25 protein-coding genes are annotated in these 26,615 nt (G+C 37.4%); 15 read left to right on the plus strand and 10 right to left on the minus strand.

The window, feature by feature from the left end:
- Nucleotides 1-8: 8 nt before the first annotated feature.
- The 14 genes from L5B76_RS07445 to L5B76_RS07510 all read left to right on the plus strand — a co-directional run bounded on the left by L5B76_RS07445 (nt 9) and on the right by L5B76_RS07510 (nt 13,729).
- A complete protein-coding gene (locus tag L5B76_RS07445; RefSeq protein WP_265754883.1) occupies nt 9-752 on the plus strand; it encodes an N-acetylmuramoyl-L-alanine amidase in 744 nt (247 codons plus the stop codon).
- The gene (locus L5B76_RS07450; RefSeq protein WP_265754884.1) at nt 745-1,317 is read left to right on the plus strand and encodes a hypothetical protein; all 573 of its coding nucleotides are present in this window, start codon (nt 745-747) and stop codon (nt 1,315-1,317) included. Before L5B76_RS07445 ends, L5B76_RS07450 begins: the two co-directional genes overlap by 8 nt.
- A 162-nt stretch (nt 1,318-1,479) precedes the next feature.
- Complete coding sequence (locus tag L5B76_RS07455; RefSeq protein WP_265754885.1) at nt 1,480-3,606, plus strand: type VI secretion system Vgr family protein; 2,127 nt, start codon at nt 1,480-1,482, stop codon at nt 3,604-3,606.
- Between the two features lie 10 nt (nt 3,607-3,616).
- Nucleotides 3,617-4,546: a hypothetical protein gene (locus tag L5B76_RS07460; protein ID WP_265754887.1), complete on the plus strand. Its 930-nt coding sequence runs from the start codon at nt 3,617-3,619 to the stop codon at nt 4,544-4,546.
- Nucleotides 4,543-5,358: a hypothetical protein gene (locus tag L5B76_RS07465; protein WP_265754888.1), complete on the plus strand. Its 816-nt coding sequence runs from the start codon at nt 4,543-4,545 to the stop codon at nt 5,356-5,358. Before L5B76_RS07460 ends, L5B76_RS07465 begins: the two co-directional genes overlap by 4 nt.
- A gap of 170 nt (nt 5,359-5,528) precedes the next feature.
- Nucleotides 5,529-7,685, plus strand: a complete 2,157-nt coding sequence (locus L5B76_RS07470) for a type VI secretion system Vgr family protein (protein ID WP_265754889.1) — start codon at nt 5,529-5,531, stop codon at nt 7,683-7,685.
- Nucleotides 7,685-8,353 (plus strand): hypothetical protein, encoded by a 669-nt coding sequence (locus L5B76_RS07475; protein WP_250349990.1) that lies wholly within the window; start codon nt 7,685-7,687, stop codon nt 8,351-8,353. Before L5B76_RS07470 ends, L5B76_RS07475 begins: the two co-directional genes overlap by 1 nt.
- Before the next feature lie 466 nt (nt 8,354-8,819).
- On the plus strand, nt 8,820-9,461 hold the full coding sequence (locus L5B76_RS07480) for an IS1595 family transposase (protein ID WP_250349989.1): 642 nt from the start codon (nt 8,820-8,822) through the stop codon (nt 9,459-9,461).
- A gap of 1 nt (nt 9,462) precedes the next feature.
- Nucleotides 9,463-9,870 (plus strand): hypothetical protein, encoded by a 408-nt coding sequence (locus tag L5B76_RS07485; RefSeq protein WP_250349988.1) that lies wholly within the window; start codon nt 9,463-9,465, stop codon nt 9,868-9,870.
- A 478-nt stretch (nt 9,871-10,348) separates the two neighbouring features.
- Nucleotides 10,349-10,699, plus strand: a complete 351-nt coding sequence (locus L5B76_RS07490) for a hypothetical protein (RefSeq protein WP_250349975.1) — start codon at nt 10,349-10,351, stop codon at nt 10,697-10,699.
- A gap of 68 nt (nt 10,700-10,767) precedes the next feature.
- A complete protein-coding gene (locus tag L5B76_RS07495) occupies nt 10,768-11,310 on the plus strand; it encodes a hypothetical protein (protein WP_265754890.1) in 543 nt (180 codons plus the stop codon).
- Nucleotides 11,311-11,723: 413 nt separating this feature from the next.
- Nucleotides 11,724-12,227 carry a hypothetical protein gene (locus tag L5B76_RS07500; protein ID WP_265754891.1) on the plus strand — a complete coding sequence of 168 codons (504 nt, stop codon included), beginning with the start codon at nt 11,724-11,726 and terminating at the stop codon, nt 12,225-12,227.
- On the plus strand, nt 12,224-13,027 hold the full coding sequence (locus L5B76_RS07505; protein WP_265754892.1) for a hypothetical protein: 804 nt from the start codon (nt 12,224-12,226) through the stop codon (nt 13,025-13,027). The genes L5B76_RS07500 and L5B76_RS07505 overlap by 4 nt, the downstream gene beginning before the upstream one ends.
- Before the next feature lie 117 nt (nt 13,028-13,144).
- Nucleotides 13,145-13,729 (plus strand): tyrosine-protein phosphatase, encoded by a 585-nt coding sequence (locus L5B76_RS07510; RefSeq protein ID WP_265754893.1) that lies wholly within the window; start codon nt 13,145-13,147, stop codon nt 13,727-13,729.
- An 82-nt stretch (nt 13,730-13,811) separates the two neighbouring features.
- Here the strand turns inward: L5B76_RS07510 and L5B76_RS07515 are convergent, their stop codons facing one another.
- The 10 genes from L5B76_RS07515 to L5B76_RS07560 form a co-directional block, all read right to left on the minus strand.
- Nucleotides 13,812-14,777 carry an SEL1-like repeat protein gene (locus tag L5B76_RS07515; protein ID WP_265754894.1) on the minus strand — a complete coding sequence of 322 codons (966 nt, stop codon included), beginning with the start codon at nt 14,775-14,777 and terminating at the stop codon, nt 13,812-13,814.
- A 214-nt stretch (nt 14,778-14,991) separates the two neighbouring features.
- Nucleotides 14,992-15,546 carry a DUF6396 domain-containing protein gene (locus L5B76_RS07520; RefSeq protein WP_265754895.1) on the minus strand — a complete coding sequence of 185 codons (555 nt, stop codon included), beginning with the start codon at nt 15,544-15,546 and terminating at the stop codon, nt 14,992-14,994.
- A 10-nt stretch (nt 15,547-15,556) separates the two neighbouring features.
- Complete coding sequence (locus L5B76_RS07525; RefSeq protein ID WP_265754896.1) at nt 15,557-16,048, minus strand: hypothetical protein; 492 nt, start codon at nt 16,046-16,048, stop codon at nt 15,557-15,559.
- 126 nt (nt 16,049-16,174) lie between these two features.
- Nucleotides 16,175-17,227 carry an SEL1-like repeat protein gene (locus L5B76_RS07530; protein WP_265754898.1) on the minus strand — a complete coding sequence of 351 codons (1,053 nt, stop codon included), beginning with the start codon at nt 17,225-17,227 and terminating at the stop codon, nt 16,175-16,177.
- Nucleotides 17,227-19,281 carry a phospholipase D-like domain-containing protein gene (locus L5B76_RS07535; protein ID WP_265754899.1) on the minus strand — a complete coding sequence of 685 codons (2,055 nt, stop codon included), beginning with the start codon at nt 19,279-19,281 and terminating at the stop codon, nt 17,227-17,229. The genes L5B76_RS07530 and L5B76_RS07535 overlap by 1 nt, the downstream gene beginning before the upstream one ends.
- A 1-nt stretch (nt 19,282) precedes the next feature.
- Entirely contained in the window at nt 19,283-19,954 is a 672-nt protein-coding gene (locus tag L5B76_RS07540; protein WP_250349960.1) for a PAAR domain-containing protein, read from the minus strand.
- A gap of 54 nt (nt 19,955-20,008) precedes the next feature.
- Complete coding sequence (locus L5B76_RS07545; protein ID WP_250349959.1) at nt 20,009-21,160, minus strand: SEL1-like repeat protein; 1,152 nt, start codon at nt 21,158-21,160, stop codon at nt 20,009-20,011.
- 124 nt (nt 21,161-21,284) lie between these two features.
- Nucleotides 21,285-22,436, minus strand: a complete 1,152-nt coding sequence (locus L5B76_RS07550; RefSeq protein ID WP_265754900.1) for a DUF6396 domain-containing protein — start codon at nt 22,434-22,436, stop codon at nt 21,285-21,287.
- Nucleotides 22,436-24,490 carry a phospholipase D-like domain-containing protein gene (locus tag L5B76_RS07555; protein ID WP_265754901.1) on the minus strand — a complete coding sequence of 685 codons (2,055 nt, stop codon included), beginning with the start codon at nt 24,488-24,490 and terminating at the stop codon, nt 22,436-22,438. Before L5B76_RS07555 ends, L5B76_RS07550 begins: the two co-directional genes overlap by 1 nt.
- Before the next feature lie 28 nt (nt 24,491-24,518).
- Nucleotides 24,519-25,091: a PAAR domain-containing protein gene (locus L5B76_RS07560; RefSeq protein WP_265754903.1), complete on the minus strand. Its 573-nt coding sequence runs from the start codon at nt 25,089-25,091 to the stop codon at nt 24,519-24,521.
- 282 nt (nt 25,092-25,373) lie between these two features.
- Between L5B76_RS07560 and tagH the strand changes: the two genes are divergently transcribed.
- A complete protein-coding gene (gene tagH, locus L5B76_RS07565; protein WP_265754905.1) occupies nt 25,374-26,615 on the plus strand; it encodes a type VI secretion system-associated FHA domain protein TagH in 1,242 nt (413 codons plus the stop codon).

Here is a 26,615-nt window from a genome sequence, read left to right on the forward strand (position 1 = left end):
ATTGAAAAATGAATAAAAATAAAACAACTGAAGTGAAACTAAAAAAAGATATCTGTGAGATTAAAAACATTCAGCTTAATGATAAAGCTGCAACAAGACAAGCTATTATCAATTACATTGAAAAAAATCTCATACTAGGAATTTCAAATAAATTTATTGAACGCTCAGAATGGAATGCCAAAAAACCCAAGAAAGAATTATCGGATGATTGGAATTATACGGATATTGTTATCCATCATCAAGGAAACGCATCATTTGGAACAGAATGTGTACCAGTATTTGAAGTAGCGCATAGTATACAAAACGAACACATGAGTGGTAAGTTCGATGATATAGGATATCACTATATTGTTGCCTGTGATGGTCAAATAGCTGAGGGGAGAGATATTAGATTCCAAGGCTCCCATGTTAATGAGAACAATTTTCATAAAGTAGGAATATTATTAACTGGGGATTATTCAGAAAGAGGTGAAGTTGATTGGAAGAAGAAAAAAGATAAAAAAGACTATCTTATAGACCACCTAGACTTTTTCTACTCATCTAGTATTCCTCAATCTCAAAAATATGCTTGTATTATTTTAATTGAGGCATTGCTATCAGTGTTCTGTATTAAACAACTAGGAGGGCATCGAGAGTTCGCTTTATCAAATGATCACCGCACTTGTCCAGGAAATGTAGGAATGCAATTTGTCACCTATTTAAGACAACATTTTCAACTATCTGCACCAAGAAAAGGAAAAATTAATGAATAAAAAATTTTATAAATGCACAACAATCTTATTATGTCTTTCTAATCTTATATTGGTTGGAGTTGTTATATTTTTTAATAGTGAGATAGGACTTGTCAGAGTAAGTGGTGAATTTGGTTCTGGCTATGGTTTTTTTTATAAGAAAAAAGATATGCACAGAATCTTCTATATTGATCCAGTAGGTGAACGAAACTTAGACCGATTATCTGATGAAGATTTTAATGAATTATCTGAATATTGTGCTGCATTAAGTGAGGATAATTATTGGTATAAGGCGGATTGTGGCCCTCATTTTATTAAAGAAGTAAAAAGAAGAGAGGCAATAAAAAGAGTAGAGATCCCTGAAAAAATCAAAAGTCCTCACCGTTTTAGATTATTAGGAGAAAGTGAGCCATATAGAAATATACCCTATATTATGCATTTTGATGGAGAAACCGTAAAAGGAATTACCAATGAGAACGGAGAAACAGAGGAGGTTTATGTTTCAGATGAGGATGAAGATAATATTGATATAAAAATTGATTGGGACGCCTATTTTGGTAAGGAAGTGGATGAATATAGCAAATAAGACTAAAAGACGGATGACAAATTTACATACCACAAAAATAGGCTGACAAAGCTTCTATTATGTACCACTGTCTTATGGGGTGTTCACGAACTTATTGTGTTTTGGAAATACAGTATGTATTACTATGTCACGCCAGATAAAAAATTTTAATAAGGGATAACAATGAACACCCTAAAATTCCCCGATTTTTCTGTTTCCAAAGGCCTCCACTTCACCCTTGAAGTGGCCCAACTGCCGCCTGACACCTTCCGTGTTGTCAAATTCGATTTCGAAGAAGGCTATAATTCCCTCTTTAAACTCTCCATTGTCGCAGCAACACAACATAACCAGCTTCCATTTGGTTCACTACTCGACTGCGCCGCAACCCTTTCCATCTGGCAAGATGGTGAGCGACAACGGAATATCTCCGGTATCGTCACACAAATCAAACTCGGTAAAACCGGTGAACGCTATACCTTTTATCACTTTACCCTCTCCCCTCATCTCTGGCGATTAACCCAAAAAAGACGCTCACGCATTTTCCAACATACCAGTATTGAAGCTATCTTAAAAACCCTGCTAAGCGATTCCAATGTGCTTTTTCACACCATTGATATCGCCTACCGCACAAGACGGGAATATTGTGTGCAATACCGCGAAACCGATTATGAATTTTTCCAACGGATTATCGGTGAAGAAGGCTTGTTTTTCTTTTGTACGGAAGATGAACATAATCAAATTGACCGGCTCTTTATTTACGATGATGCCCATCGTTTATCCAAGGAAGATACCCTCTCCCTTGACTATAATGCCAATCCTACCGTATTACGCCAAGCCCCTCATCTCCGCACCTTCCAATGGACCGAACAAATCCGTCCTTCTGAAGTGTTATTAAAAGATTACACCTTCAAAAAACCAAACTGGAATGCGGAATATGGCTTACAAGGCACGCAAGAAGAGATTCAATTCCAAGGAGACTACCCTTACTACGACTACCCTGGCCGCTATAAAAATGACAGTGGCGAACGCTTTGCCCAATATCGTCTCGACAGTTTACGCCGTGATGCCCATACGGGCGAGGGAGAAAGTAATCACCCAGCTTTAAGGATAGGTCAGCTCTTACACATTCATCGCCATCCTCGTGCTGACTTCAATCAGCCTTGGCAATTAACTTACATTCAACATCATGGCGAACAACCGCAAGCCTTGGAAGAGGAAAGCCATTTTAGTCAACGTGAAAATACCACCTTTATCACTAATCGCTTTGAATGTCTTTCTCCGGAGAAAACTTTCCGTAGTAATTTCCCTCAAAAACCACAAATCTGTGGCACACAAACGGCGGTAGTCACTGGCCCCAAAGGGGAAGAAATTTTCACGGATTACCAAGGCCGGGTTAAAGTGAAATTTCATTGGGATAAAGGGGAATTCAACGATTCCAGAAGTTCTTGCTGGGTGCGTGTTGCTCAACCTTGGGCGGGGCAAAACTGGGGAATGCTCGCCATTCCGCGTGTTGGGCAAGAAGTGGTGGTGAGCTTTTTAGAAGGCGACCCTGACCAACCGCTGATTATTGGACGCGTGTATAATGAACTACAAATCCCACCAGGTAATCTGCCTGCCACCTATACCCAAATGCACATTAAATCAAAAACCTACAAAGGGGAAGGTTACAACAGCATTCTCTTTGAGGATGCCGCGAACCGAGAATTATTTGAAATGCATGCCCAGCGGGATATGACCACCCTGGTTGAGCATGACCAAAAAAATCACATCAAAAACCACCGCACTTTAACGGTTAACGGTAGCCAACGTACTCAAATTGACCAAGGCAGAACCACCCAAATCACCACCGGTAATGACATCAAAACCGTCTTAGCGGGAAACAATCTTGAAACCATCAGCTTACTTAAAGCTATCCAAGCGAAAGAGATTTTCAACTATGCTCACGACCGTATTGAGCTTGAAGTGGGCAAACAAACCAGCCTGACGATGGACAATGAAAAGATTCTCCTTCGCTTTGGTAAAAACACGATTTTGATGAATGAAGAAGGGATTTGGTTGGATGGTGTGCATATCGGGATGCAGGAGAAGGAAATTGAAAAAGAGAATTTTTTAACAGAAGGCATTCAACCCTATAGCCATAGCTTTATACTTCAAGATAAATCGGGTAATCCATACAAAAATATGCCTTATATCATACGTTATGATGGTAAAACCTTAACAGGTATCAGTGATAATGAAGGAAAAACGCGTCCGATTTACACTCAAGACGAAACAAAAGTAGATGTACAAATTGATTGGGAAAAACTATAAGGAACAATAAATGATTACTCCTATTATTACAAAAAGCAAGACACAGCCCATTGAAAATAACAGCTATACGATACACGCTGAAGATGCTTATTTTCTTGTACTTGGCTTTGAGGTCAATAAATCACCTTTAACTAACCCTAATTTTGAAGAGGAAATGAAACAAAATCAAGAGGAAGATAATAAGCCTCAACGATCCGCTTATAAAAAAATCTCTATAGAGGATGATGTTGTGGGAGATATCGGGCTAGAAATTCCGTTTCATAATGCATTAACTGACCCAGGACATGCATTTATGTATTTAGTTAAAAACCTAAATGCTACGATTTTCTTAAGTGTTGGGCCTTTAGTTAATGATGCTGAACGATTAGATGAATATAGAAAAGCCCATCAACTCCCTGACGAAGAACAGATTAATCAAATATTAGCCAAGCAGCCTGTCGCCCAATCAGGCTATAAAATAGGACACAACATTAGTCGTGCTTATGGAAGAGGGACCTCTGAATATCGGATACCAGAAAAAACATTCTTATTTAAATTAAAAATCACTGAAAAACAGTATGAAGCGATTTATAAAAATGTGGAGAGAATAAAAAAAGAAATAGAACAAGGAGAACGTTTTTATAATATTTTTGATAATCATACTTGCGCAAAAGTGGTAAGGGATGATGCGATTGCAAATATTTTACCTGACTTACCTTGGGGAAGAAGTGCTGTGATGACAGGACATATTCAGGCAATTAATCCTTATGCTTTTTATGAACAAATGCAGGAGTATAAGAAGAAAGTAAGGTTTGTCAGAGAATTTGTTATTGACATGGCAGATAAAACAGAGGATGAATGGAGTAATTTCATTGAGGAAATTAGAAATGGAAATCACAAGAAACTGATATCATCCAAGATGCCAAAGGACATTATTTTAGAAAAGGGAGTAAGAAAATGAAAAAAATATTATTTGGACTCCTTCTATTATTTATATCATGGCATAGTGTCCCCATCGAGAAAAAATTAAAAAATGAAAAAGAGGATTTATATGAAAAATATATCAACGCAGAACAAATAAGAAAAATCAAAACTTATAAGTTTACACGAAAAAATGTAGAAGATTTTATATTTTTCCTTCAATGCTCTATTAATGTTTTAGAAGATGGAAATATCTATTCTGTTTTAAATAAGCTAAATTATTCGTTTAAAGGAGGAGAAGATAGCCCCAAGAAACTCTTTGCTCCTATAAAAAATGGAAAAATCTATTACTACTACATTTTTCAAGATCCAATTAAAGAGCATAAAGGAGTTTCCGGACGTTACAGTGTATACTTTAAGAAAAAAGATAAAAAATACTGGAAAACCGCGACTATATTCCCTGTTGCAGAAAAAATGGCAATGAACTCAGAGTTTACTCAAAAAGATTTTAATGACTTTCATCTTGTGTTTAAGCATAAATATTTTTTAAAAGAATTACTTACTAATGATACTAATAAATATCTAGCAGGATATTCTGCCTATAGCCTCAGAGAGCCTGCACGTTTTGAGGAAGAGGAAAACAATTGCTATGCAATTTATCGATTTGAACGCAAAGATGAAAAAGCCCATCTCCAATTTGATTTTTGTGTGAGCCGCAATAATTACCAAGAAACGGATAAATACCCTTATCGATTTGGAAAAATTGTGATTGAACGGTTAGATGAGCCAAAATCACCTAATTATAAAATTGTGCCATACAAAGCAAAAACTTTACCAAATTGGGGGCAATAAGAATTATCAATTTCAATATGATTTGTTGAGTATTAAGCAATAGGCGAAAAACTACTGCGCTTTTGTCAGCATACCAAGAAAATCTCCTTTTCATTAATTGTGAATTCACCTAAGTTCATTTATATTATCAAGATAAATGAACCATTGCATATCAATGAAAAGGGTATCCTATGTACCGAAATGAGACTAAAATACCAACCTTCTCCGTTGCTAACGATCTCCACTTCACCCTCGAAGTAGCACAACTGCCGCCTGACACCTTCCGTGTTGTCAAATTCGATTTCGAAGAAGGCTATAATTCCCTCTTTAAACTCTCCATTGTCGCGGCAACACAACATAACCAGCGTCCATTTGGTTCACTACTCGACTGCGCAGCAACCCTTTCCATCTGGCAAGATGGTGAGCGACAACGGAATATCTCCGGTATCGTAACACAAATCAAACTCGGTAAAACCGGTGAACGCTATACCTTTTATCACTTTACCCTCTCCCCTCATCTCTGGCGATTAACCCAAAAAAGACGCTCTCGTATTTTCCAACATACCAGCATTGAAGATATCTTAAAAACCCTGCTGAGCGATTCCGATGTGCTTTTTCACACCATTGATATCGCCTACCGCACAAGACGGGAATATTGTGTGCAATACCGCGAAACCGATTATGAATTTTTCCAACGGATTATCGGTGAAGAAGGCTTGTTTTTCTTTTGTACGGAAGATGAACATAATCAAATTGACCGGCTCTTTATTTACGATGATGCCCATCGTTTATCCAAGGAAGATACCCTCTCCCTTGACTATAATGCCAATCCTACCGTATTACGCCAAGCCCCTCATCTCCGCACCTTCCAATGGACCGAACAAATCCGTCCTTCTGAAGTGTTATTAAAAGATTACACCTTCAAAAAACCAAACTGGAATGCGGAATATGGCTTACAAGGCACACAAGAAGAGATTCAATTCCAAGGAGACTACCCTTACTACGACTACCCTGGCCGCTATAAAAATGACAGTGGCGAACGCTTTGCCCAATATCGTCTCGACAGTTTACGCCGTGATGCCCATACGGGCGAGGGAGAAAGTAATCACCCTGCTTTAAGGATAGGTCAGCTCTTACACATTCATCGCCACCCTCGTGCTGACTTCAATCAGCCTTGGCAATTAACTTACATTCAACATCATGGCGAACAACCGCAAGCCTTAGAAGAGGAAAGCCATTTTAGCCAACGTGAAAACACCACCTTTATCACTAATCGTTTTGAATGTCTTTCTCCGGAAAAAACTTTCCGTAGTAATTTCCCTCAAAAACCACAAATCTGTGGCACACAAACTGCGGTAGTCACTGGCCCCAAAGGGGAAGAAATTTTCACGGATTACCAAGGCCGGGTTAAAGTGAAATTTCATTGGGATAAAGGGGAATTCAACGATTCCAGAAGTTCTTGCTGGGTGCGTGTTGCTCAACCTTGGGCGGGGCAAAACTGGGGGATGCTCGCCATTCCGCGTGTTGGGCAAGAAGTGGTGGTGAGCTTTTTAGAAGGCGACCCAGACCAACCGCTGATTATTGGACGCGTGTATAATGAGCTACAAATTCCTCCGGGTAATCTGCCTGCCACCTATACCCAAATGCACATTAAATCAAAAACCTACAAAGGGGAAGGTTACAACAGCATTCTCTTTGAGGATGCCGCGAACCGAGAATTATTTGAAATGCATGCCCAGCGGGATATGACCACACTGGTTGAACATGACCAAAAAAATCACATCAAAAACCACCGAACTTTAACGGTTAACGGTAGCCAACGTACTCAAATTGACCAAGGCAGAACCACCCAAATCACCACTGGTAATGACATCAAAACCGTCTTAGCGGGAAACAACCTTGAAACCATCAGCTTACTTAAAGCCATTCAAGCTAAAGAGATTTTCAACGCGGCACACGACCGTATTGAGCTTGAAGTGGGCAAACAAACCAGCCTGACGATGGACAATGAAAAAATTCTCCTTCGCTTTGGTAAAAACACGATTTTGATGAATGAAGAAGGCATTTGGTTGGATGGCGTGCATATTGGAATGCAGGAGAAGGAGTTGCAAGTGCCGGATAATACCGGGGAATTAAAACCGCTCTATAGGCTCCAGTTCCATCTATTAGATGATGAAGGAAGGCCTTACCCAAATACCCCTTTTTCAATTAAATTACCAGAAGGCGAACAAAAAGGAATAACGGATGAAAATGGATTAACACCTGTCTATTTTAGTGGACAATCTGCTGAAGCTGAAATTCGGTTACATATTGATGAAGTAGAAAATGATCATTGGAGTTGGAAATAATGGAAAAAGAGAAAAAGACAACCGTTGGAACATTTACACAGGACCCGACTAAGAGCATTGTTAAAGTTCAAATCACGAGAAGAATTCCTGATGGAGTGTATGTGTGGGTTGAAACGGAAGGATGGGGACATGCTTACATTATGACTAGTATTGATAATCATATAACTGTTTATACATATGGAAGATACGATGATGTTGATTTCTGGAAAATTACAGGAGAGGGAGTTTTAGGAAAATTCGAGGATTGTGAAGCTATACTATATATGAAAAGTAGTAAACATGATAGTCTTTGTTCTGTCTATAAAATATTGGACATTACCCCTTGTAAAGTGCTTAGTATCTTAAATTTTGAATGGAGTAGAAGTAATGAAAAACCGAATAACCCCGAAAAATTTAAAGATAATCCTAAGATTAAAAATTTATGGATAACAAAAGGGCATGTCATTGATACTTATGCTGTATACAATAGGAATTGTACAACTATTACAATTGATACTATTGAAAAAGCGGGTAGCAACTTATTCTCTAACTTAAATAAAACAGAAGAGCCACTTTGGAGTATACTTCTTACACCTGCTGGATTACAAAATTATTTGGAGAACAGCAATAATTCTGCAATAGTAAAAAACATAACGCAATATATGAAGCTAACTCTATTTCCAGGGTGAAAACCATGAAAAAAATAATAACTGCGATGCTTGTTTTTTTATACTTATATAACATACTCACCTATGTAGATATTAATATAAGAATAGGGGATGACTTTCTTTACATTAGTAATCTTTCATTTGAAAATCTATCAAAACTAAGAGGTATAGTTTCTCAAATCTCAAAGCTATTCGTGTTATACTCAATAATGGGATTTATTTGCTTAGTAAATAGAAAATTAATACTTTTTATTTTATCTATTGAGGTGCTTATTTTTATTTACTATACTATTTTAATGGCATTATTTTTATTAAGCATAAAAAGCAATCAATCCATACCCACAATAAAATATATCATTGATAACTTATATGTCGAGGCATTGATACTTATACTTAATCCATTATTACTCTTTATGAAAAATCATTACAACCCAAAGAAAAAATAAAGGGGGCTGTAGTAGATTAGCAACAATGCTATACTACAAAAATGAAGATAACATATTGTAAATTAAAGAAATCCATACAGAAAAAACTGCTTGAGTTTTTTGTCGCAGAAGTTACTGCAAGAACAGCAGCAAATTTGCTAGATATTCAACCGAATACAGCCGCTTTGTTCTACCATAAAATCAGGCTTGTGATTGGCTATCATTTATCCCTTGAAGTTAACGAGATTTTTGAGGGGGAAATTGAACTAGACGAAAGCTATTTTGGTGGTCATCGAAAGGGAAAACGAGGACGAGGAGCGGCTGGAAAAGTTGCTGTTTTTGGGTTACTAAAACGACAAGGAAAGGTATTTACTGTTGTAGTTGAAAACACCAAGAGTGAAACATTACTCCCTGTTATTAAAAGAAAAATCAAGCCTGATAGCTGGGTTTATACGGACACTTATCGCAGTTATGATGCGCTTGATGTGAGTGAATTTCACCACGAACGAATCAATCATTCCGAGCTATTTGCGGTGAAACAAAATCATATTAATGGCATTGAAAGTTTTTGGAATCAGGCGAAGCGGATACTCCGAAAATATAATGGAATTAACCGAAAAAACTTTCCTTTATTCTTGAAGGAATGTGAATTTCGGTTTAACTTTGGGACACCAAAAGAGCAGTTAAAAATATTGCGAAAATAGTGTGAAATTTAGGGCTAATCTACTACAGCCCCAAAATTATAAAATATATAAAATCAATGATGTCTCATTAGATAAAAACATAACTTTCTTTGAGGACTTGTGGAATAATAGTAATGAAACACCTAATAACTCTAACAAAAAAGAGATATGGAAAAAATATGGAAAGGTTATTAGTAAATATAATTTATTTTATAGAAACTGCACAACAGTTACTATTGACTCATTAAAGTATGCTGGCACAAACATATTTAACATTGAATTAAAAGACTCTTCCGATAATATAGAATATAGATACAAAATAGAAGGAATCATTGCACCATTAGAATTAGGAAACTTTATGGAGACTAGAAAAATATCCTCAACTAACATTAGTGACTTCACATCACAAATAAAGTCCTACTTCAACTAAAAAGAGATGAAATATGAAATACATACTATTTACAATCCTTGCCATTTTTTTTGCATTAATAATAATCGATATCAACCTAAATATAAAATATAGTATATTCGTTGATGAAACTATGGATCACACCCTTTACAAGAGGATATTTTCTTTTTTTTATTCTTGCAATCATATTCTGTCAATTCACTTTCTTTTTAGTTTTTTTCAAAAAGAAGAAAATATTTTATTTTCTTATCTTTAATCACGCTCTCTATATTAATTGGCGGATGGGCTTTCATAAATGCCACTAACTCATTTAAATCGAACATAGAAAGAGAGGTTATTTCGATATATCTTGAATATTTTTTATTATTTTTTATCTCTGTTTTGTTATTTATATCGAAGACTTATATTAAAATAAAAAATTGAAACTATATAAACAACATATATACATAAAGTCTATTCTTAGATTCCTAAAGGAGTAATATTATAGAAAGGAGTTAAAATGAGACTTATTCTATTATTTTTGTTTTTAAGCGTACCCTGCTTTGCTAAAGAAAAAGAGGTATTTTTAGACTTTAGAGATTATGCTTTAAAACTATGTTTAACTATAAACTACAAAGAGCTTGGCATTGAATTAAATGATGCTTCTAAGTTATCCGAAAATCATTCGGTACAGGAAATATATGATTTAATGAATTTTGTAACTCAAAAAACGAATGAATTTCATAAACAAAAATATATAATTCACATGGAGGAAAGAAAAGATATTATAGCTAATGATATATTCTTACAATGCATTAGTTTTTATAAATCAAAAGAGCTGTCTGATTTTGTTGAAAGTTTAGAAAAATAATAATTTATGCCGTATGCTCATTAGTAAAAATACTAAAGAACAAATTTTATTTTTAGAGTTAAGATGATATGCCAAACAAAAAGCTTTTATTAACACTTTTATTTTTTATTATAAATAATAGCAATGCATCCAACTTGCTTACACAAGTAAAAGAGAAACTTTCTAATGACGAGTTAGCTTTGGAGCAATTCCAATATTTAGGGACATTACATTGTCTTGATGTAAGAATAGGAATGGAAAAGAACTCATTATTTACTAATGAATATATACATCTTTATAATAACCTTTATCCCCTCCCTAGATTATTTAAAAGTAATAAATTACTGGAAAAATATATTATTATTGAAAAAGATGTTATCTTTCCAAAAAAAGGAGTTATGCTGGATAAATATTTCCACAACGACCTTAATTCCTGTTTAAAATTATATTCATCATCTAACATAAAAAAACAATACTTAGACTTTATCTCTAAAAAGATTAACTATATAGATGAAGATCCTGATTCTTCTGAATATGAGGATGAAAAAACTATAAGAGAAAATATGCTAGACTATATCAATAGAGGAAAATTAGACGTACATAGGTTTTTAGATGGGCTTCCAAAAGAATAAAAGAAAAATGAACAATATCTTTCTTAAACAAAATGCTGAATGGTTCGCTATAATTACTTTCTTTCTGTTATATGTCTGTACAGGAGGTTTTAGATATTCTAGAGTTGTAGACTATCAAGGAATATATTTATATTACATTCTTTCTTTTACCTTATGGTTTTTGATAAGAACATTTTTCCACACTAAGAAATATTTATTTTTCATAGTTTGCCCAATTATTTGTCTATTTCTATCCTGTTTTATTATGTCTTTTTATTATTTTAATTCTGGTTTTATATTTTTTTTAATACATTTCATCCTATGCTATATAGTTATGGGATATATTTATCTGAGCTTGCTAATGATCTTATTTTACAAGATTTTAAAATGATAAATTTCTTATTAGAACCTTTGAATATTATCAAATTAATCAAATGTTAGCCCCTTATCCTGCCGCTCAGGTCGGCTATGAGCTCGGAAAGGACTTCAATCGTGCTTATGGAATAGCGACCGCTGACTACCGAATATCCGAAAAAGTCACCTTGTTTCAATTAAAAATTACCGAAGCACAGTATGAAGCCATTTATAAAAATGTAGTACGAATCAGAAACGGAATAAAACAACGAGAGCAATATTATAATATTGCAAACAATTATACCTGTGCAAAAGTGGTAAGGTATGATGCCATTGCAAATATTTTGCCTGATTTACCTTGGGGAAGAAGTGCTGTGATGACAGGGCATATCCACGCGATTAATCCTTATGCGTTTTATGACCAAATGCAAGAATATGAAGCCAAGAATGAACTTATTGGACGAAAAGTAATAGATAAAGGGGATGAATATATAACAAAAAAGTTTTGGGATGAATTTATTACCGCCATTCGAGATAACAAACAACCGTATGATATCTTCTGGGAACTGGAGAAAACACGATGAATCTACTTAGAAAAGCTTTAGTAAACTTCTGTTGCTGCCTTATTTATATCACCTGCTCTGCCAAGTCCTCTTCTAACGAGGATATAAATAAGGAATATATTCGTATCTATCATATAACCCCTAAACACACCTACCAATTTACACCACAGGATATTGCTATTGTTAAAAAATTAATTTGGAGTAGCTTAAATGTTCTTGGTCAAAAATCTAGCATAGCAGGCGAGATCGCTAAATTAGGCACGCCTTTTGAAGGCGGGGAAGTTCTGCCTAAAAAATTCTTTTCGCCCATTCGATATGGAGAGATTTTTAACTATCACACCTTCGAAAAAAGACGTGAAGGCAATAAAGAAATTTTTGTTGAAGGCATATACGGTAGCCAAGTTAACAAACGCTTCAATAAAAAATATTGGGATTTTGCCGAAATAAGAATCTGGAACGATAATTATGGGCAAGCAACCCACTTTTTAGACAGTGATTTTGAAGAATTTAATTTAACGTTTAAAGAAAAATTCTTATTTCTCGATTTATCACCCAAAGATCAAAGAATATACGGCATTGATGAAGAGAAATATATTGGTAGAGATAGATGCTACGCGATTTATCGTTTTGAACGTGTTATTGGAAAGGAGGAATACCACTTTTATTTTTGTGTAAATAGTGAGAATTACGATGAACACGCACGTTATCCCAATAAGTGGGGAAATCTAGCCATAATACGGGTAGATGATCCAGCCCCAGATAAATCACGTTACAAAGTTGTACCATATAAACCGACAACACTGCCGAATTGGGGGAAATAAGAATTATCAATATGATTTGTTGAGTATTAAACAATATTGTAGAAGTTAAAACTTCTATATAAGCTACCTTTAACTAAGGTAAAAAAAATAAACTAAATTAGGTTCTAAAGTATATCTATGAAAAATTTTTATATAATTATTCCAATGTTACTTATTTCTTCCTGTACAACAACGCCCACGGAAATACCGCAGAATACACAGCATTGGGCCACATTACAAAACCAAGACACAAACCTTTATAACATAGATAATAAATTATTTCGTAGTGAGCAACTCACCTCAGAAAACTATGATTTAATTCAAAAATACAATATAAAAACCATTGTCAATTTACGTTTCTTTGATCGTAATGAAGACAGGAACGCTTTTCAGCATACCAATTTAAAACTTATCAATACACCATTACTTTCTTGGGCAATAACGCCTAAAGAAGTCGCTAATGTACTATGGGAAATTGAACAAGCACAAAATCAAGGTGCGGTATTAGTGCATTGTTATCATGGCGCAGATCGTACAGGTCTAATTTCTGCTATGTATCGAATCATATATCAAAATTGGGAGCCTAACGAAGCAAAACGAGAAATGATTGAAGGGCCGTATGGATTCCATTCAATTTGGAAAAACATCGAAGGATTCTTTACCCCAGATAATATTAATCAAGTTAGAGAAAACCTAATTCAATTAAGAATGAATAAAAACTAGCACAATGTTTTAACAAAAATCTGCACCTTAATAAATTGCCTCTTAGTTCAACTTTTGAGGTGCAGATAAAATAATGGTTTCCTTATTTTTTCAACGGCAATCCAGTTTGCCAATCTAGCCCTGCTTTTTCAGCGAGTTTTTGCATTAACTCATCGCTTGGTTTTTGTGGTGAAGGGCCTTCAAACCAACGTTGGAAAGCGATTTTACCGTCCCAAGGTGGGAGTTTGGCTGGGGGTAAGGGAACGATTTCATCAAGGTCGGGAACAGTGGGATTTAGGAAATAATATTTAGAAAGATAGCTTTTGATCATTTGATAACGCGTTGAACGTTCAAGATCTATATTCCCTCCCAAATACATATATTCTCCTGGTTCATGTACTTTAAATCCTTCAGCTAAACTAAGTGCCGATAATTTGTTTCCTGCTTTTACACCTTGATGGTACATCTGGATTGCATCTTTATAATTTTTATCATTATCATAAGATATTGCTAACCATCTAGCCGCATCTGCCTGTCCTTGCATCGCTGCACATTTTAATAATTGTTCCCGCAGGTCTAACCTAAATCGCAAGGTATTTTTATCATTAAACAACGCTAAAAGCTGTCCTATATCATATTGTGCATCTCGACTCCCCATATCCGCTGCTTTTCGTAAATACGCAAACTTCCCCCCTGAGGTAGTTTTTACCCCATAGTTGCTATCAAGATGATAGTAAAGTTTATACATTGCGGTGGCAGGTAAAGTTTTTTCTAACTCTTTATTTAAGTGATACACTTCTGTTTGTGGTTTCTTCACCACCACACGTTTGGTTTCCAGCAGCCACTGTAGGCGTAAATTCGCTTGATAATCGCCATTATAGGCAGCAATACGGTAATACACGGCCATATTTTGCCAGACCTCATCGCCTTTTTTGCCCCGCCACATATTGTGTAAATCATGATAAAGGGCATAGTCATAGAGGCTATGTACTTCTTTATCAATAGGTGGACGCACTTCATGTTTACATTCAAAGGTGAGGTTATCTAAAATACTGTTGTTTTTTTGCATTGGCGTATCCTTACTGGTTGAGGCCACTGTGTGACACGCACACAAGCTGGCAATAAGACTGAGTAATACAAGTTTTTTGATTGGTTTCATTAGTCTGACCTCGCTACATTAGGATAAAAATAGAACAGTGATGCTTAAACAAAAACCATAAATCCACCTTAATTTTCCACCGCACTTTTTTCTGCTCTCAATAAAAAGTGCGGTAGTTTCCCCCTTATTTTTTCAACGGAAGACCTGTCTGCCAATCCAGCCCTGCGTTTTCAGCGAGTTTTTGCATTAGCTCATCACTTGGTTTTTGCGGTGAAGGGCCTTCAAACCAACGTTGAAAAGCGATTTTACCGTCCCAAGATGGAAGTTTGGCTGGGGGTAAGGGAACGATTTCATCAAGGTCAGGGACGGTGGGTTTTAAAAAGTAGTATTTAAATAAATAATCATCGATCATCTTATAGCGTGTGGCTCGTTCTAGATCTATTTTACCACCTAGATAATACGAATCTTTAAGATCAGTTTCTCTAAATCCAAGGGATAAACGAAATGTAGATGGTTGATTGCCCGCTTTGACTCCTTGATGATGAGCTTGAATAGCTTCTTCATATCTTTGTTCTGCTCTATAGCGGATTCCCAGCCATTCTGCTGCCTCTCCTTGACCTTGATGAGTTGCACAGCTTAAAAATTGTTCCCTTAGTTGCTTTCTAAATAAAAACGTAGCGTCATCTTGTATTCGAATTAATATTTGCCCAATCTCGTATTGTGCATCCCGACTCCCCATATCCGCTGCTTTACGCAGATAAGCAAACTTCCCCCCCTGGGCTAGTTTTTACCCCATAGTTGCTATCAAGATGATAGTAAAGTTTATACATTGCGGTGGCAGGTAAAGTTTTTTCCAGTTCTTTATTTAAGTGATACACTTCTGTTTGTGGTTTCTTCACCACCACACGTTTGGTTTCCAATAACCATTGCAAGCGTAAGTTCGCCTGATAATCGCCATTATAGGCTGCAATACGGTAATACACGGCCATCTTCTGCCAGACCTCATCACCTTTCTTGCCCCTCCACATATTGTGTAAATCATGATAAAGGGCATAGTCATAGAGGCTATGTACTTCTTTATCAATAGGCGGACGCACTTCATGTTTACATTCAAAAGTGAGATTATCTAAAATGCTGTTGGTTTTTTGCATCGGCTTATCCTTACTGGTTGAGGCCACTGTGTGACACGCACACAAGCTGGCAATAAGACTGAGTAATACAAGTTTTTTGATTGATTTCATTAATCTAACCTCGCTACATTAGGATAAAAATAGAACAGTGATGCTTAAACAAAAACCATAAATCCGCCTTAATTTTCCACCGCACTTTTATTTCTGCCCTCAATGAAAAGTGCGGTGGTTTTTTCCTTATTTTTTCAACGGCAATCCAGTTTGCCAATCAAGCCCTGCTTTTTCAGCCAGTTTTTGCATTAGCTCATCACTGGGTTTTTGTGGTGATGGGCCTTCAAACCAACGTTGAAAGGCAATTTTGCCGTCCCAAGGGGGAAGTTTGGCAGGGGGTAAAGGCACAATTTCATCAAGATCGGGAACGGTGGGTTTTAGAAAATCATAATCAAATAAATAATCGCCAATCATTTCATAGCGTTTTGATCGTTCAAGATCTTGGATAATTCCCGCATTTAGGCGATGCTTCTTGCTTTTATCAAATCCTTGGTATAGTTTAAATGCAGATTGCTGATTGCCCGATTTTACACCTTGATGATAGGCTTGAATTGCTTCTTGATATTTTTTATCAGATTCATAATAAATTCCTAACCACTTTGCGGCCTCACCTTGCCCCTGCGTTGTTGCACATTTCAGTAATTGCTCTCTTAAATCTAGACGAAATTTTAGTGTGGCATCATCTTTAATTAATGCTAATGTCTGTCCTAGATTAAGTTGCGCCTCCCTACTCCCCATATCCGCTGCTTTACGCAAATAGACAAACTTCCCTCCTGGGGTAGTTTTTACCCCATAGTTGCTATCCAGGTGGTAGTAAAGTTTATACATTGCGGTGGCAGGTAAAGTTTTTTCCAGTTCTTTATTTAAGTGATACACTTCTGTTTGTGGTTTCTTCACCACCACACGTTTGGTTTCCAGCAGCCACTGTAGGCGTAAATTCGCTTGGTAATCACCATTGTAAGCAGCAATACGGTAATACACCGCCATCTTCTGCCAGACCTCATCACCTTTTTTGCCCCGCCACATATTGTGTAGGTCATGATACAGTGCGTAGTCATAGAGGCTATGTACTTCTTTATCAATAGGTGGACGCACTTCGTGTTTACATTCAAAGGTGAGGTTATCTAAAATGCTGTTAGAGGTTGTCATTGGCTTATCCTTATTGGTTGAAACCGCTGTGTGGCACGCACACAAGCTGGCCATAAAACTGAGTAACACAAGTTTTTTTATTTGTTTCATTAGTCTGACCTCGAAATTTCAGTGGTTAAACGTAAAAATTCACATAAAGGTTGTTGTGGAGGTTCATTTTTAGCTTTAGCATTGAAATTAATTTCTATTAATTCTTCCCAGATTCTAAAAACTTCTTTTGTTTTCTTAAAACTCTTCATCTCTTCGGGATTGGCTTCTAGATGATTATTAGTATGCAAATTCCATAAATCATAACGTAACTGGCTTGCCACGGCTTGGCATTCGGAAATAATCCCCAACTCCGTATCCACCTGCATACTGCGGGTATTCAGATTGGCTGAGCCAATGAAGGTAAACACATCATCAATAATCGTAACTTTCGAATGAATATACACCTCTTGCCACGCATCCATTGAGGTTAGCGTGCAAATATGCGTCCGAATCCCCACCGCATCACTGACTTCGCGTTTGAGTTGTTTCATCTCTTCATATTGTGCCTGAATCGCCTGTTGTTCCTGTTCAGTTAATGCAGATAATTCCTCTAAAACTGCTGCTTTTTTCTGGGTAACCGCCTCTCCACCTTGCCCTCGTTCCTCTTGTGCAGTTAAGGTTTCAAGCTGCTCTTCTAGCTCTTGTCTTTTCTTTCGATAATCATCATATTTGGTATAATCACCATCATTCGTGTTGTCACTATCCAATTGGGTGCTTACCCCCGGTAACACATCCTCTCGCCCCAATAGCTTGAGCATTTGATAGGTGTTATAGGTTCCACTACCAATTCCCGCATCACTGGAATTGGTCACCACAAACCAATATAACGGTTGGCTGACCTCTCGCCCATTGTCTTTCAATCGCTGCCAATGGGATTGATACGCTCGCACCAATTCTGTCCAGCGAAAATATTGGTTTTCCGTATAAATAAAATGGCTCGCCTTTTTGATATTCTCCAAATACATTGCTCGGATATGCTCTTCTTTCGGATTATCATAAGTGCGTAAAATTTGTGCCATAATTAATTCACCCAGCTCAGGACGTGGGGCAAACGAATCTCGCGTTAGCACACTTCTTCGTCTATCTGAGGCCAAAGAGGTGTTGTAGGCTTCCCTTGCCTCTCGGTCAAACCATCCCACTAAATTACGGCTATCACTTCTATCCCAAGATTGGCAAAAATTATGGTTGATATCCCACAATACCTTTCCCGTTACTAAAGAAGAGACATCCTGTAACGGTATCGGCGCGTTACGTTGTGTATGTGGTGCAATGGGGCGGCTGTAATGACTACTTTCATCCCAATACTCATCAAGCATATTATGCTCTAATACAAATCCCACTGCATTAGGTGGGTCAATATAATCAATCAGCACCGTCTTTTGATGATGGGAAGGGGAAACATACAATACGAGCCGGTTCATAAAAGGTAACGCACTGGCCTCAGGATAATGATTAAAATGACTTTTCACACTGCGTTTTTTCACTTGCAATTTCACACGATACTCACTGAAACTAAAGCCATAAAGTTCTGTAAAAGCCCCGCTAAACACCGTTTCCGAATAAACTTCATTTAATCGGTTTAACTCGGCTAAATCCTTTTCTCCTATCTTGCCCGCCACCGCACGATACCACCAATAATCATAAGCGCGCTGAGCCTCGCTCTGATATGCTTTACCTCTTTGCTGGAAAGGCATTAACCCCGGCGCATTTCCTAAATTAGCCTCGCCCAATCCTTTTACGGTTTGGACGTCTATCCACATACTCCATACTAAAACCTTAACCTCTCTGCCTTCTACGGCTTTTTGTATCAATAATCGACCAATACAAGGAGATTCCCCATCTCGCTTAAAAAGCATGGAAGGTTGAAAACCCCAAATTGCAATGTCGATAGAATGTTTTGCCTTAGCGATAAAATCATACAGGGTTTCAAAAGTTGTTTGACCATTAATCAATGGCTGAAACGTCGCCGGTGTTGCAGGTGGTGGCTGAACAATCACCGGCCTTTCCGCCCCCATCTCGTTACAGGCATCTTGCCGTAAAAACCAACTTTGGTTTAACTTCCCTTGGCCTGTGGCCTTTGAAATAACAATGGTTGGATAGCGGTTTTTTGACATCTTAGTTATCCTTTAATACTTGGTGATAATCAGCAAGCTCGTTATCTTGAGCTTGCTCTGTCGGATACCCTTGTTTATCTAATGTACTAGCAAGGTCTATTTCCTCAATTAATTGCAAATGAAACCGTTGCCCATTGCCTAGCTCAATTTCGCCTTCTTTGTCTGTGTCTTTCACTTCAAAATAAAGCGAGCCGGTTTCATCAATAACACCTTGCCCAATCTCTTGCTGTTCAATCATCACTTTATAAGGCATTCCAGCATAAGCACTCTGCTTTGAATGTGCCGATTCCATTAAATTTAATCGAATCTCTTTAGCACCAGCGATACTTTTGCCATGCACGGTTTTTGTGCTGTCATAAACGGTAATCGTTGGAAAAGCATTGATAATCACCCCGCCACAGCTGGTTTTATCCCCTTCTCGGGCTAAGGCCTTACCGCCAATGGAGACGGTTTTTGCTCCAGCGATAATTACACCACTATGTCCTGGACATTCTACCTTATCACCAATACAAGCCGCCGCTTTGCCACCAAAGGTGACAGTAGATTGCCCTCCCACAACCTGGCCAACCGAACCATCAGGGTGTAGCACAGAAGCACCAATATGAGCAGGATTTTTGCCTTTCGGCGTAATCGACCAATGTTTTGGAGAAAAAGTTGATTTTGAGTCTTGCATAATGAGATTCCTTGTCTCTAACATCAATACATTCAACGTGCATCGTCTTTGCCCTTATTTTTTCAACGGCAATCCAGTTTGCCAATCTAACCCTGCTTTTTCAGCCAGTTTCTGCATTAACTCATCACTTGGTTTTTGTGGTGAAGGGCCTTCAAACCAACGTTGAAAAGCGATTTTACCGTCCCAAGGTGGAAGTTTGGCTGGGGGTAAGGGAACGATTTCATCAAGGTCAGGGACTTTAGGTTGGAGATAGTCTTTCGTTGACAAATAATTCTGTATCATTTTATATCTTACTGAACGCTCTATATCTTCAGGCAGATTTAGAAAATCAATATCTTCACCATCATTTTTTCGCTTACCATCAAATCCATAAGCTAATCTATTTGCTGAGGATGAAGAACCATTTTTTACGCCTTGATGAAACGCTTGAATTGCTTGCTCATATTGACCTTGATTTTTATAACGGATACCTAAAAATGTGGAGGCCTTTGCTAAGCCTTGGTCCGAAGCACATTGTCTAAGTTGCTCAATAATTTTTTGTCTATATGGGAGCGTTTCGGGATCATCTATATCCCCTAACATATCTGCCACCACATACTGCGCTTCTCGACTACCCAAATCCGCTGCTTTTCTTAAATAGGCATATTTGCCGTCTTTTTCTTTAGTGGTGACACCAAAGCCAATATCTAGATGTCCATAAAGCTTATAATATGCCGTCGCCGGAAGTGATTTCGCTAGAAGTTTATTGAGATTATGCACCTCATCATAGCTCGTTGAGGTTAAGGCTCGGTTGGTTTCTAATAAATATTGCAACCTTACATTGGCTTTATAATCCCCATTAGCTGCGGCAATTCGGTAATAAGGCAAAAGTTCATTCCAATCCCCTGCTTTCCCTGTCCACATTTTGTGTAAATCTTGATAAAGGGCATAGTTGTAAAGCAGTTGGGCTTCTTCGGGGATAGGTGGTCTCTCTTCATGAACACAGCTAAATTCTAAGGCAGCAAGTTGTTGCATAACATCCATTTTATACTCCTTTTTCAATTTTTCACTTTCAGCTCTTTCTTTGGCGGTACAACGTTCTGGTCGATAACTCGGCCCTCCGCCCATAAAAATAGGGTTACATTCTAAATACTTAATCAATAAGACAAAACTTACGGGAACGGCAATGGCAATAAACCAAAATATTTTTAAACACGCGTGCTTCATTAGTCTAACCTCGCTACATTAGGATAAAAATAGAACAGTGATATTTAAACAAAAACCATAAATCCGCCTTAATTTTCCACCGCACTTTTTTCTGCTCTCAATAAAAAGTGCGGTAGTTTCCCCCTTATTTTTTCAACGGAAGACCAGTTTGCCAATCTAGCCCGGCTTTTTCAGCCAGTTTTTGCATTAACTCATCACTTGGTTTTTGCGGTGAAGGGCCTTCAAACCAACGTTGGAATGCGATTTTACCGTCCCAAGGTGGGAGTTTGGCTGGGGGTAAGGGAACTATTTCATCAAGGTCAGGGACTTTAGGTTGGAGATAGTCTTTCGTTGATAAATAGTGTCTTATCATCTCGTATCTTAATGAGCGTTCTAAATCTGTAGAAAGATTTAAAAAATACATATCACTTCCGTCATCTTTCCTTTTATCATCAAAAGCACTAGATAACCATCCTGCAGAAGAAGAAGAGCCGTTTTTTACCCCTTGATGAAAGGCTTGAATTGCTTGCTTATATTGTCTTTCATCCTGATAACTGATTCCTAAAAACTCCGAAGCCTCCGCTAAGCCTTGTTCTGAAGCACATTGCCTGAGCTGTTCAATTATTTTTAGTCTATATTTAAGCGTTTCAGGATCATCAACTGCACCTATGTATTTAGATACTACATACTGCGCCTCTTTACTACCCAAATCTGCTGCTTTTCTTAAATAGGCATATTTACCGTCTTTTTCTTTGGTGGTGACACCAAAGCCAATATCTAGATGTCCATAAAGCTTATAATATGCCGTCGCTGGAAGCGATTTCGCTAATAACTTATTCAAACTATGTACCTCATCATAGCTCGTTGAGGTTAAGGCACGATTGGTTTCTAATAAATATTGCAACCTTACATTGGCTTTATAATCCCCATTAGCTGCGGCAATTCGGTAATAAGGCAAAAGTTCATTCCAATCGCCGGCTTTCCCTGTCCACATTTTGTGTAAGTCTTGATAAAGAGCATAGTTGTAAAGCAGTTGGGCTTCTTCGGGGATAGATGGTCTCTCTTCATGAACACAGCTAAATTCTAAGGCAGCAAGTTGTTGCATAACATCCATTTTATACTCCTTTTTCAATTTTTCACTTTCAGCTCTTTCTTTGGCGGTACAGCGTTCCGGCCGATAACTCGGCCCCCCACCCATAAAAATAGGGTTACATTCTAAATACTTAATCAATAAGACAAAACTTACGGGAACGGCAATGGCAATAAACCAAAATATTTTTAAACACGTGTGCTTCATTAGTCTAACCTCGATACTTTCGGATCTGCCCGGAAAAATTGACGTAAAGGATGTTTAGGCATCTCGCCTTTTTCTCTTGCAGATTGATTTGCATTGATTAAATCTTTCCATTTATTAAATACCTTTTCAGAATCACGATGATCATGCAAATCAGGAGGATTGGCATCACTATCATTCTTTGTATGCAAACCCCATAAAGTTTGCCGCAACTCACGAGCAACTTGCCCATTCTCAATTACTATACCTAACTCAGTATCTTTCTCCATACTGCGGGTATTTAAATTGGCTGAGCTGATTATCGTAAAAACATCATCCATAATGGTCACTTTGGAATGCACATACACCTCATCCCAACTGTTCGCTGAGGCTAATGTGCAAATATGGCTTTTAATACCTGGTGTCTGGTCAATTTTGGCTTCAAGTTTTTTGAGCAACTCAAGTTCTTTTTGGTCAATTCCTTTTTCAACATTTTTTTGGGTCTTTTTTATCTCTTCCTCTAAACCTGCTTTTTGTTTTTTTAACTCATCGATTTCCTTCATCACTAAACTTGGATTTGAATGTGAATTAGGCTGAGTTAATCTAAAGTAGTGATACTCAATTTTTGTTTGGATTTCTTCAATCTTTAACTGCCTTACTACATTAGGCATCACATCTTGTCTGCCTAATAATTTCAACATTTGATTAGTGGTGTAAGTGCCTTTACCAAGCCCATCATCACTTGAGTTTGTTACCGCAAACCAGTAAATCGGACTAGTTCGTCCTGCTTGTCGCATTTTTTCCCAATGGGTAAGGAAGGTTTCAACTAACGGAGGATAACGAAAATATTGATTTTCCGTGTAAATATAGCTCACCGTTTTTTTGATATTTTGCAGATAAATTTTTTGAATATCGGTGACTCGTGGTTCATCATAAGTGCGTAAAGTTTGGGCTTTAACCTGATGGCCAAATTTTTCATTAGGGATAAACATTTCACGGGTTAGATGTTGTCGTTGTTGGGTGAGATTCTCTGTCGCCTCATAATTCCCTCGATTTTCAAATAATCCATTACGATCCCAAGATTGGCAGAAGTTATAGTTGATATCCCATAACACTTCACCCGTCACAACACTCGACACATCTTGTAACGGTGTATTGACATTTTTTCCTAGGTGAGGAAGTTTGATATCGCCATAATGATGTTCGTTCGTATCCCAATAGTTATCAATCATATTATGCTCCATCACAAAGCCGACTGCGCATTCTGGCAATTCATAATCAATTAACACTGTTTTTTGGTGATGTGAAGAAGTAGCAGATAAAGTTAGCTCTGCTTGCCAAGGCAAATTTTTATCAAAATACTTACGGTTATCAAAGGTGTCATTAAATAAAGCGATACGGCGATTTTTATATTGGATTTTCTTTCTTGCCACTGTGCGGGAAAAAGTGACTAAATGTGAATAGTTAGCCTCAATATCTTTGATTAAATTAATACGGCTTTTGTTAAAAATAGTTTTCGCCTCTTTAAATTCAGCTGCATCCTTTAGATAAGGATCAGTAAAATTCATTTTAGTTCTTTCTAGAAAAAGGTGTAACTCCCCTTTAATCGCCATATACCAATAGTAGTCATATTGTTCTTGCGCCCTAATGACGTCAGTTACACTACGATATTTTACGCCCTGCATTCCACCTAAATTCGCATTTTCATGTACAAAGGTTTGTGCATGAAACCACATACTCCAAACCAGTAAACGAATTTGTACATTTTCATACGCTTTGATTATGAGCAAATCCCCAATGCGGTAAGTTTTGTCATCGCTACCTCGCTTAAAACACATAGAGGGCTGAAAGCCCCAAATTGCTATATCAACAGAACGCTTGGCATTGTTAATTGCTTCATACACTTCAGCAAATGCCGTTTCACCATTCACTAAGGCTTTGAATGTTGCATCCACCGGTCGACTTTTATCCCCATTTTGGTAAGTCTCCGCATTATCTAAAAACCAACGCTCTGTTAAAATCACTTCATTTTGATGTTTCGCAAGTTGTATGCGAATCGGTTGTTTTTCCTCGTCCATCACGTTTCCTCCTTAATGTTACAGAAGATTAGCTTTCCGTCGCGATGATATAGCGATCGCCATTTTTAAGCACAAGCTCAAATTCGTTGGTGTTTTCTGGAACTTCAAGGTAAAAATCCCCTTCTTCATTAGAAAGGCCCTCACCCACTTCACTCCCATCAATGTAAAGCTTATACGGCATTCCTACATATTTCTTTTGCTCAGAAAAGGCTGATTGAAAGAGAGATAATTTAAGTTCCTGTTTGCCCTCTGCACTTTTGCCATGCACGGTTTTTGTGCTGTCATAAACGGTAATCGTTGGAAAGGCATTGATAATCACCCCGCCACAGCTGGTTTTATCCCCCTCTCGAGCTAAGGCCTTACCACCAATTGAGACGCTTTTTGCACCGGCGATAATTACACCACTATGTCCTGGGCATTCTACCTTATCACCAATACAAGCCGCCGCTTTGCCACCAAAGGTGACTGTAGATTGCCCTCCCACAACCTGGCCAACTGAACCATCAGGGTGTAGCACAGAAGCACCAATATGAGCAGGATTTTTGCCTTTCGGCGTAATAGACCAACGTTTTGGAGAAGAAATTAAATTTGAGTGTTGCATAATGGCGTTCCTTATGCTTATATAGATAGATTGAACATTATTTCAGCATAGTTTATATATGCAATGCAAGCTAAACGATACTCGACTTTGTATTTATTCATTAAGATGAAAGATTCCACAAAAACATATTTAGTTATATAATGTTTTACGTCCGAGGTTTAAGCAGGGTGTCTGTATTTTGCTTTTCCTATAGGCAGCCTCTTCTTTAGTTGTTAAATCTATTTTTAGTTTTTTTATTATTATCAGTAAAAAAACTAACACAAATTGGTATGGAGCAATAAAATGATAAGCGGAGACAATAAGACTCTAATCCTGAAAGTAACAAACTCTGCAAATATAGAGAGTGGCTGTCAGGCTTATTTTATTTTTGATTACAATGGAGGAACGCTAGGTAGCAGTAAGAATAATCTGTGGGTTATTCAAGATACCAAGAATAACATTCAGCCCGACCAGGCTAGAGTTGAATGGCGAGATAACCATTATTGCTTCCAAGTCACCGGTAAGAATGAGGTTTCGATCAATGGAAGTATGATAAATGCTCGTTCTGGTTTTATTCGATTAAATAAAAGTGACATCATCACCATTGGTAATATAGAGATTAAAGTTTATATTGAAAATGAAAAAGATGTGGATCTTAAATCTCTCGCTCTAGAACCAGTAGAAATTATCGGTACGCAAGATCATTTAAAACACCTAATCGGAGATAAAAAACAATTCTCCTCCCCTCAGAATAAAACAAATAATTTCCTCAAAGAGGATAAAAGTCTAGATCCTTTATCAGCCTTATCTAATGATGATCCAACAGTTTCCTCCACAGGATTATTAAATAATGAAAGTCCATTTACTCACTCTTCGGCTACCTCTTCAAATATAGGACGCTCTACCATGTCTTCATCAAACTTTATTGATTTACCACAACCTGAACAACATCAAAAATCCGAATATATTGAAAATGCATATGTCACCATTTCCCCTTTGCTACGAGAAATGGATACGAAAATACCGTTAAACAATAGCCAAGACATCAATGATATTCTAAGTGAGATAGGAAGCACATTAAAAGCAACAGTTGATGGTCTATTACGTTTACAGCAAGCTCAAAGTAGTTTATCAGATAAACACCTACGCCCTATTGAGGATAATCCCTTACGTTTAAACTTAGATTATCCAGCCACAATGGACATTTTATTTGGGAATCAAAAAAGCCCTGTTCATTTAGCTGCGCCTGCTGCTGTATCTGAATGTTTAAATAATTTACTCATTCATAATGAAGCAAACAAAATGGCTATCATTAGTGCGTTATCTGCAATCTTACAGGCATTCTCACCCGAAATGTTATTGGCTCGTTTTGAAAATTATCGCCGCAGTAATGAACGGCAAGACATGGATCCATCCTGGGCTTGGCGAATGTATGAAAATTACTATCGAGAATTGACTTCAACACGTCAGCAAGGCTTTGAGAAACTGTTTTGGGAAGTATACGAACAAGCCTACGATAAAGCATTACGGGAACAGGGTAAGTAA

It is taken from the genome of Avibacterium sp. 21-594 (assembly GCF_026226815.1).
Taxonomy (GTDB): Bacteria; Pseudomonadota; Gammaproteobacteria; order Enterobacterales; family Pasteurellaceae; genus Avibacterium; species Avibacterium avium.

Bases quoted from the DNA above. Each gene is read 5' to 3' on its own strand.
- L5B76_RS07445 (WP_265754883.1), top strand. From the start codon at position 9: ATGAATAAAAATAAAACAACTGAAGTGAAACTAAAAAAAGATATCTGT.
- L5B76_RS07450 (WP_265754884.1), top strand. From the start codon at position 745: ATGAATAAAAAATTTTATAAATGCACAACAATCTTATTATGTCTTTCT.
- L5B76_RS07455 (WP_265754885.1), top strand. From the start codon at position 1,480: ATGAACACCCTAAAATTCCCCGATTTTTCTGTTTCCAAAGGCCTCCAC.
- L5B76_RS07460 (WP_265754887.1), top strand. From the start codon at position 3,617: ATGATTACTCCTATTATTACAAAAAGCAAGACACAGCCCATTGAAAAT.
- L5B76_RS07465 (WP_265754888.1), top strand. From the start codon at position 4,543: ATGAAAAAAATATTATTTGGACTCCTTCTATTATTTATATCATGGCAT.
- L5B76_RS07470 (WP_265754889.1), top strand. From the start codon at position 5,529: ATGTACCGAAATGAGACTAAAATACCAACCTTCTCCGTTGCTAACGAT.
- L5B76_RS07475 (WP_250349990.1), top strand. From the start codon at position 7,685: ATGGAAAAAGAGAAAAAGACAACCGTTGGAACATTTACACAGGACCCG.
- L5B76_RS07480 (WP_250349989.1), top strand. From the start codon at position 8,820: ATGAAGATAACATATTGTAAATTAAAGAAATCCATACAGAAAAAACTG.
- L5B76_RS07490 (WP_250349975.1), top strand. From the start codon at position 10,349: ATGAGACTTATTCTATTATTTTTGTTTTTAAGCGTACCCTGCTTTGCT.
- L5B76_RS07495 (WP_265754890.1), top strand. From the start codon at position 10,768: ATGCCAAACAAAAAGCTTTTATTAACACTTTTATTTTTTATTATAAAT.
- L5B76_RS07500 (WP_265754891.1), top strand. From the start codon at position 11,724: ATGTTAGCCCCTTATCCTGCCGCTCAGGTCGGCTATGAGCTCGGAAAG.
- L5B76_RS07505 (WP_265754892.1), top strand. From the start codon at position 12,224: ATGAATCTACTTAGAAAAGCTTTAGTAAACTTCTGTTGCTGCCTTATT.
- L5B76_RS07510 (WP_265754893.1), top strand. From the start codon at position 13,145: ATGAAAAATTTTTATATAATTATTCCAATGTTACTTATTTCTTCCTGT.
- L5B76_RS07515 (WP_265754894.1), bottom strand. From the start codon at position 14,777: ATGCAAAAAAACAACAGTATTTTAGATAACCTCACCTTTGAATGTAAA.
- L5B76_RS07520 (WP_265754895.1), bottom strand. From the start codon at position 15,546: ATGGGGAGTCGGGATGCACAATACGAGATTGGGCAAATATTAATTCGA.
- L5B76_RS07525 (WP_265754896.1), bottom strand. From the start codon at position 16,048: ATGAAATCAATCAAAAAACTTGTATTACTCAGTCTTATTGCCAGCTTG.
- L5B76_RS07530 (WP_265754898.1), bottom strand. From the start codon at position 17,227: ATGAAACAAATAAAAAAACTTGTGTTACTCAGTTTTATGGCCAGCTTG.
- L5B76_RS07535 (WP_265754899.1), bottom strand. From the start codon at position 19,281: ATGTCAAAAAACCGCTATCCAACCATTGTTATTTCAAAGGCCACAGGC.
- L5B76_RS07540 (WP_250349960.1), bottom strand. From the start codon at position 19,954: ATGCAAGACTCAAAATCAACTTTTTCTCCAAAACATTGGTCGATTACG.
- L5B76_RS07545 (WP_250349959.1), bottom strand. From the start codon at position 21,160: ATGAAGCACGCGTGTTTAAAAATATTTTGGTTTATTGCCATTGCCGTT.
- L5B76_RS07550 (WP_265754900.1), bottom strand. From the start codon at position 22,436: ATGAAGCACACGTGTTTAAAAATATTTTGGTTTATTGCCATTGCCGTT.
- L5B76_RS07555 (WP_265754901.1), bottom strand. From the start codon at position 24,490: ATGGACGAGGAAAAACAACCGATTCGCATACAACTTGCGAAACATCAA.
- L5B76_RS07560 (WP_265754903.1), bottom strand. From the start codon at position 25,091: ATGCAACACTCAAATTTAATTTCTTCTCCAAAACGTTGGTCTATTACG.
- tagH (WP_265754905.1), top strand. From the start codon at position 25,374: ATGATAAGCGGAGACAATAAGACTCTAATCCTGAAAGTAACAAACTCT.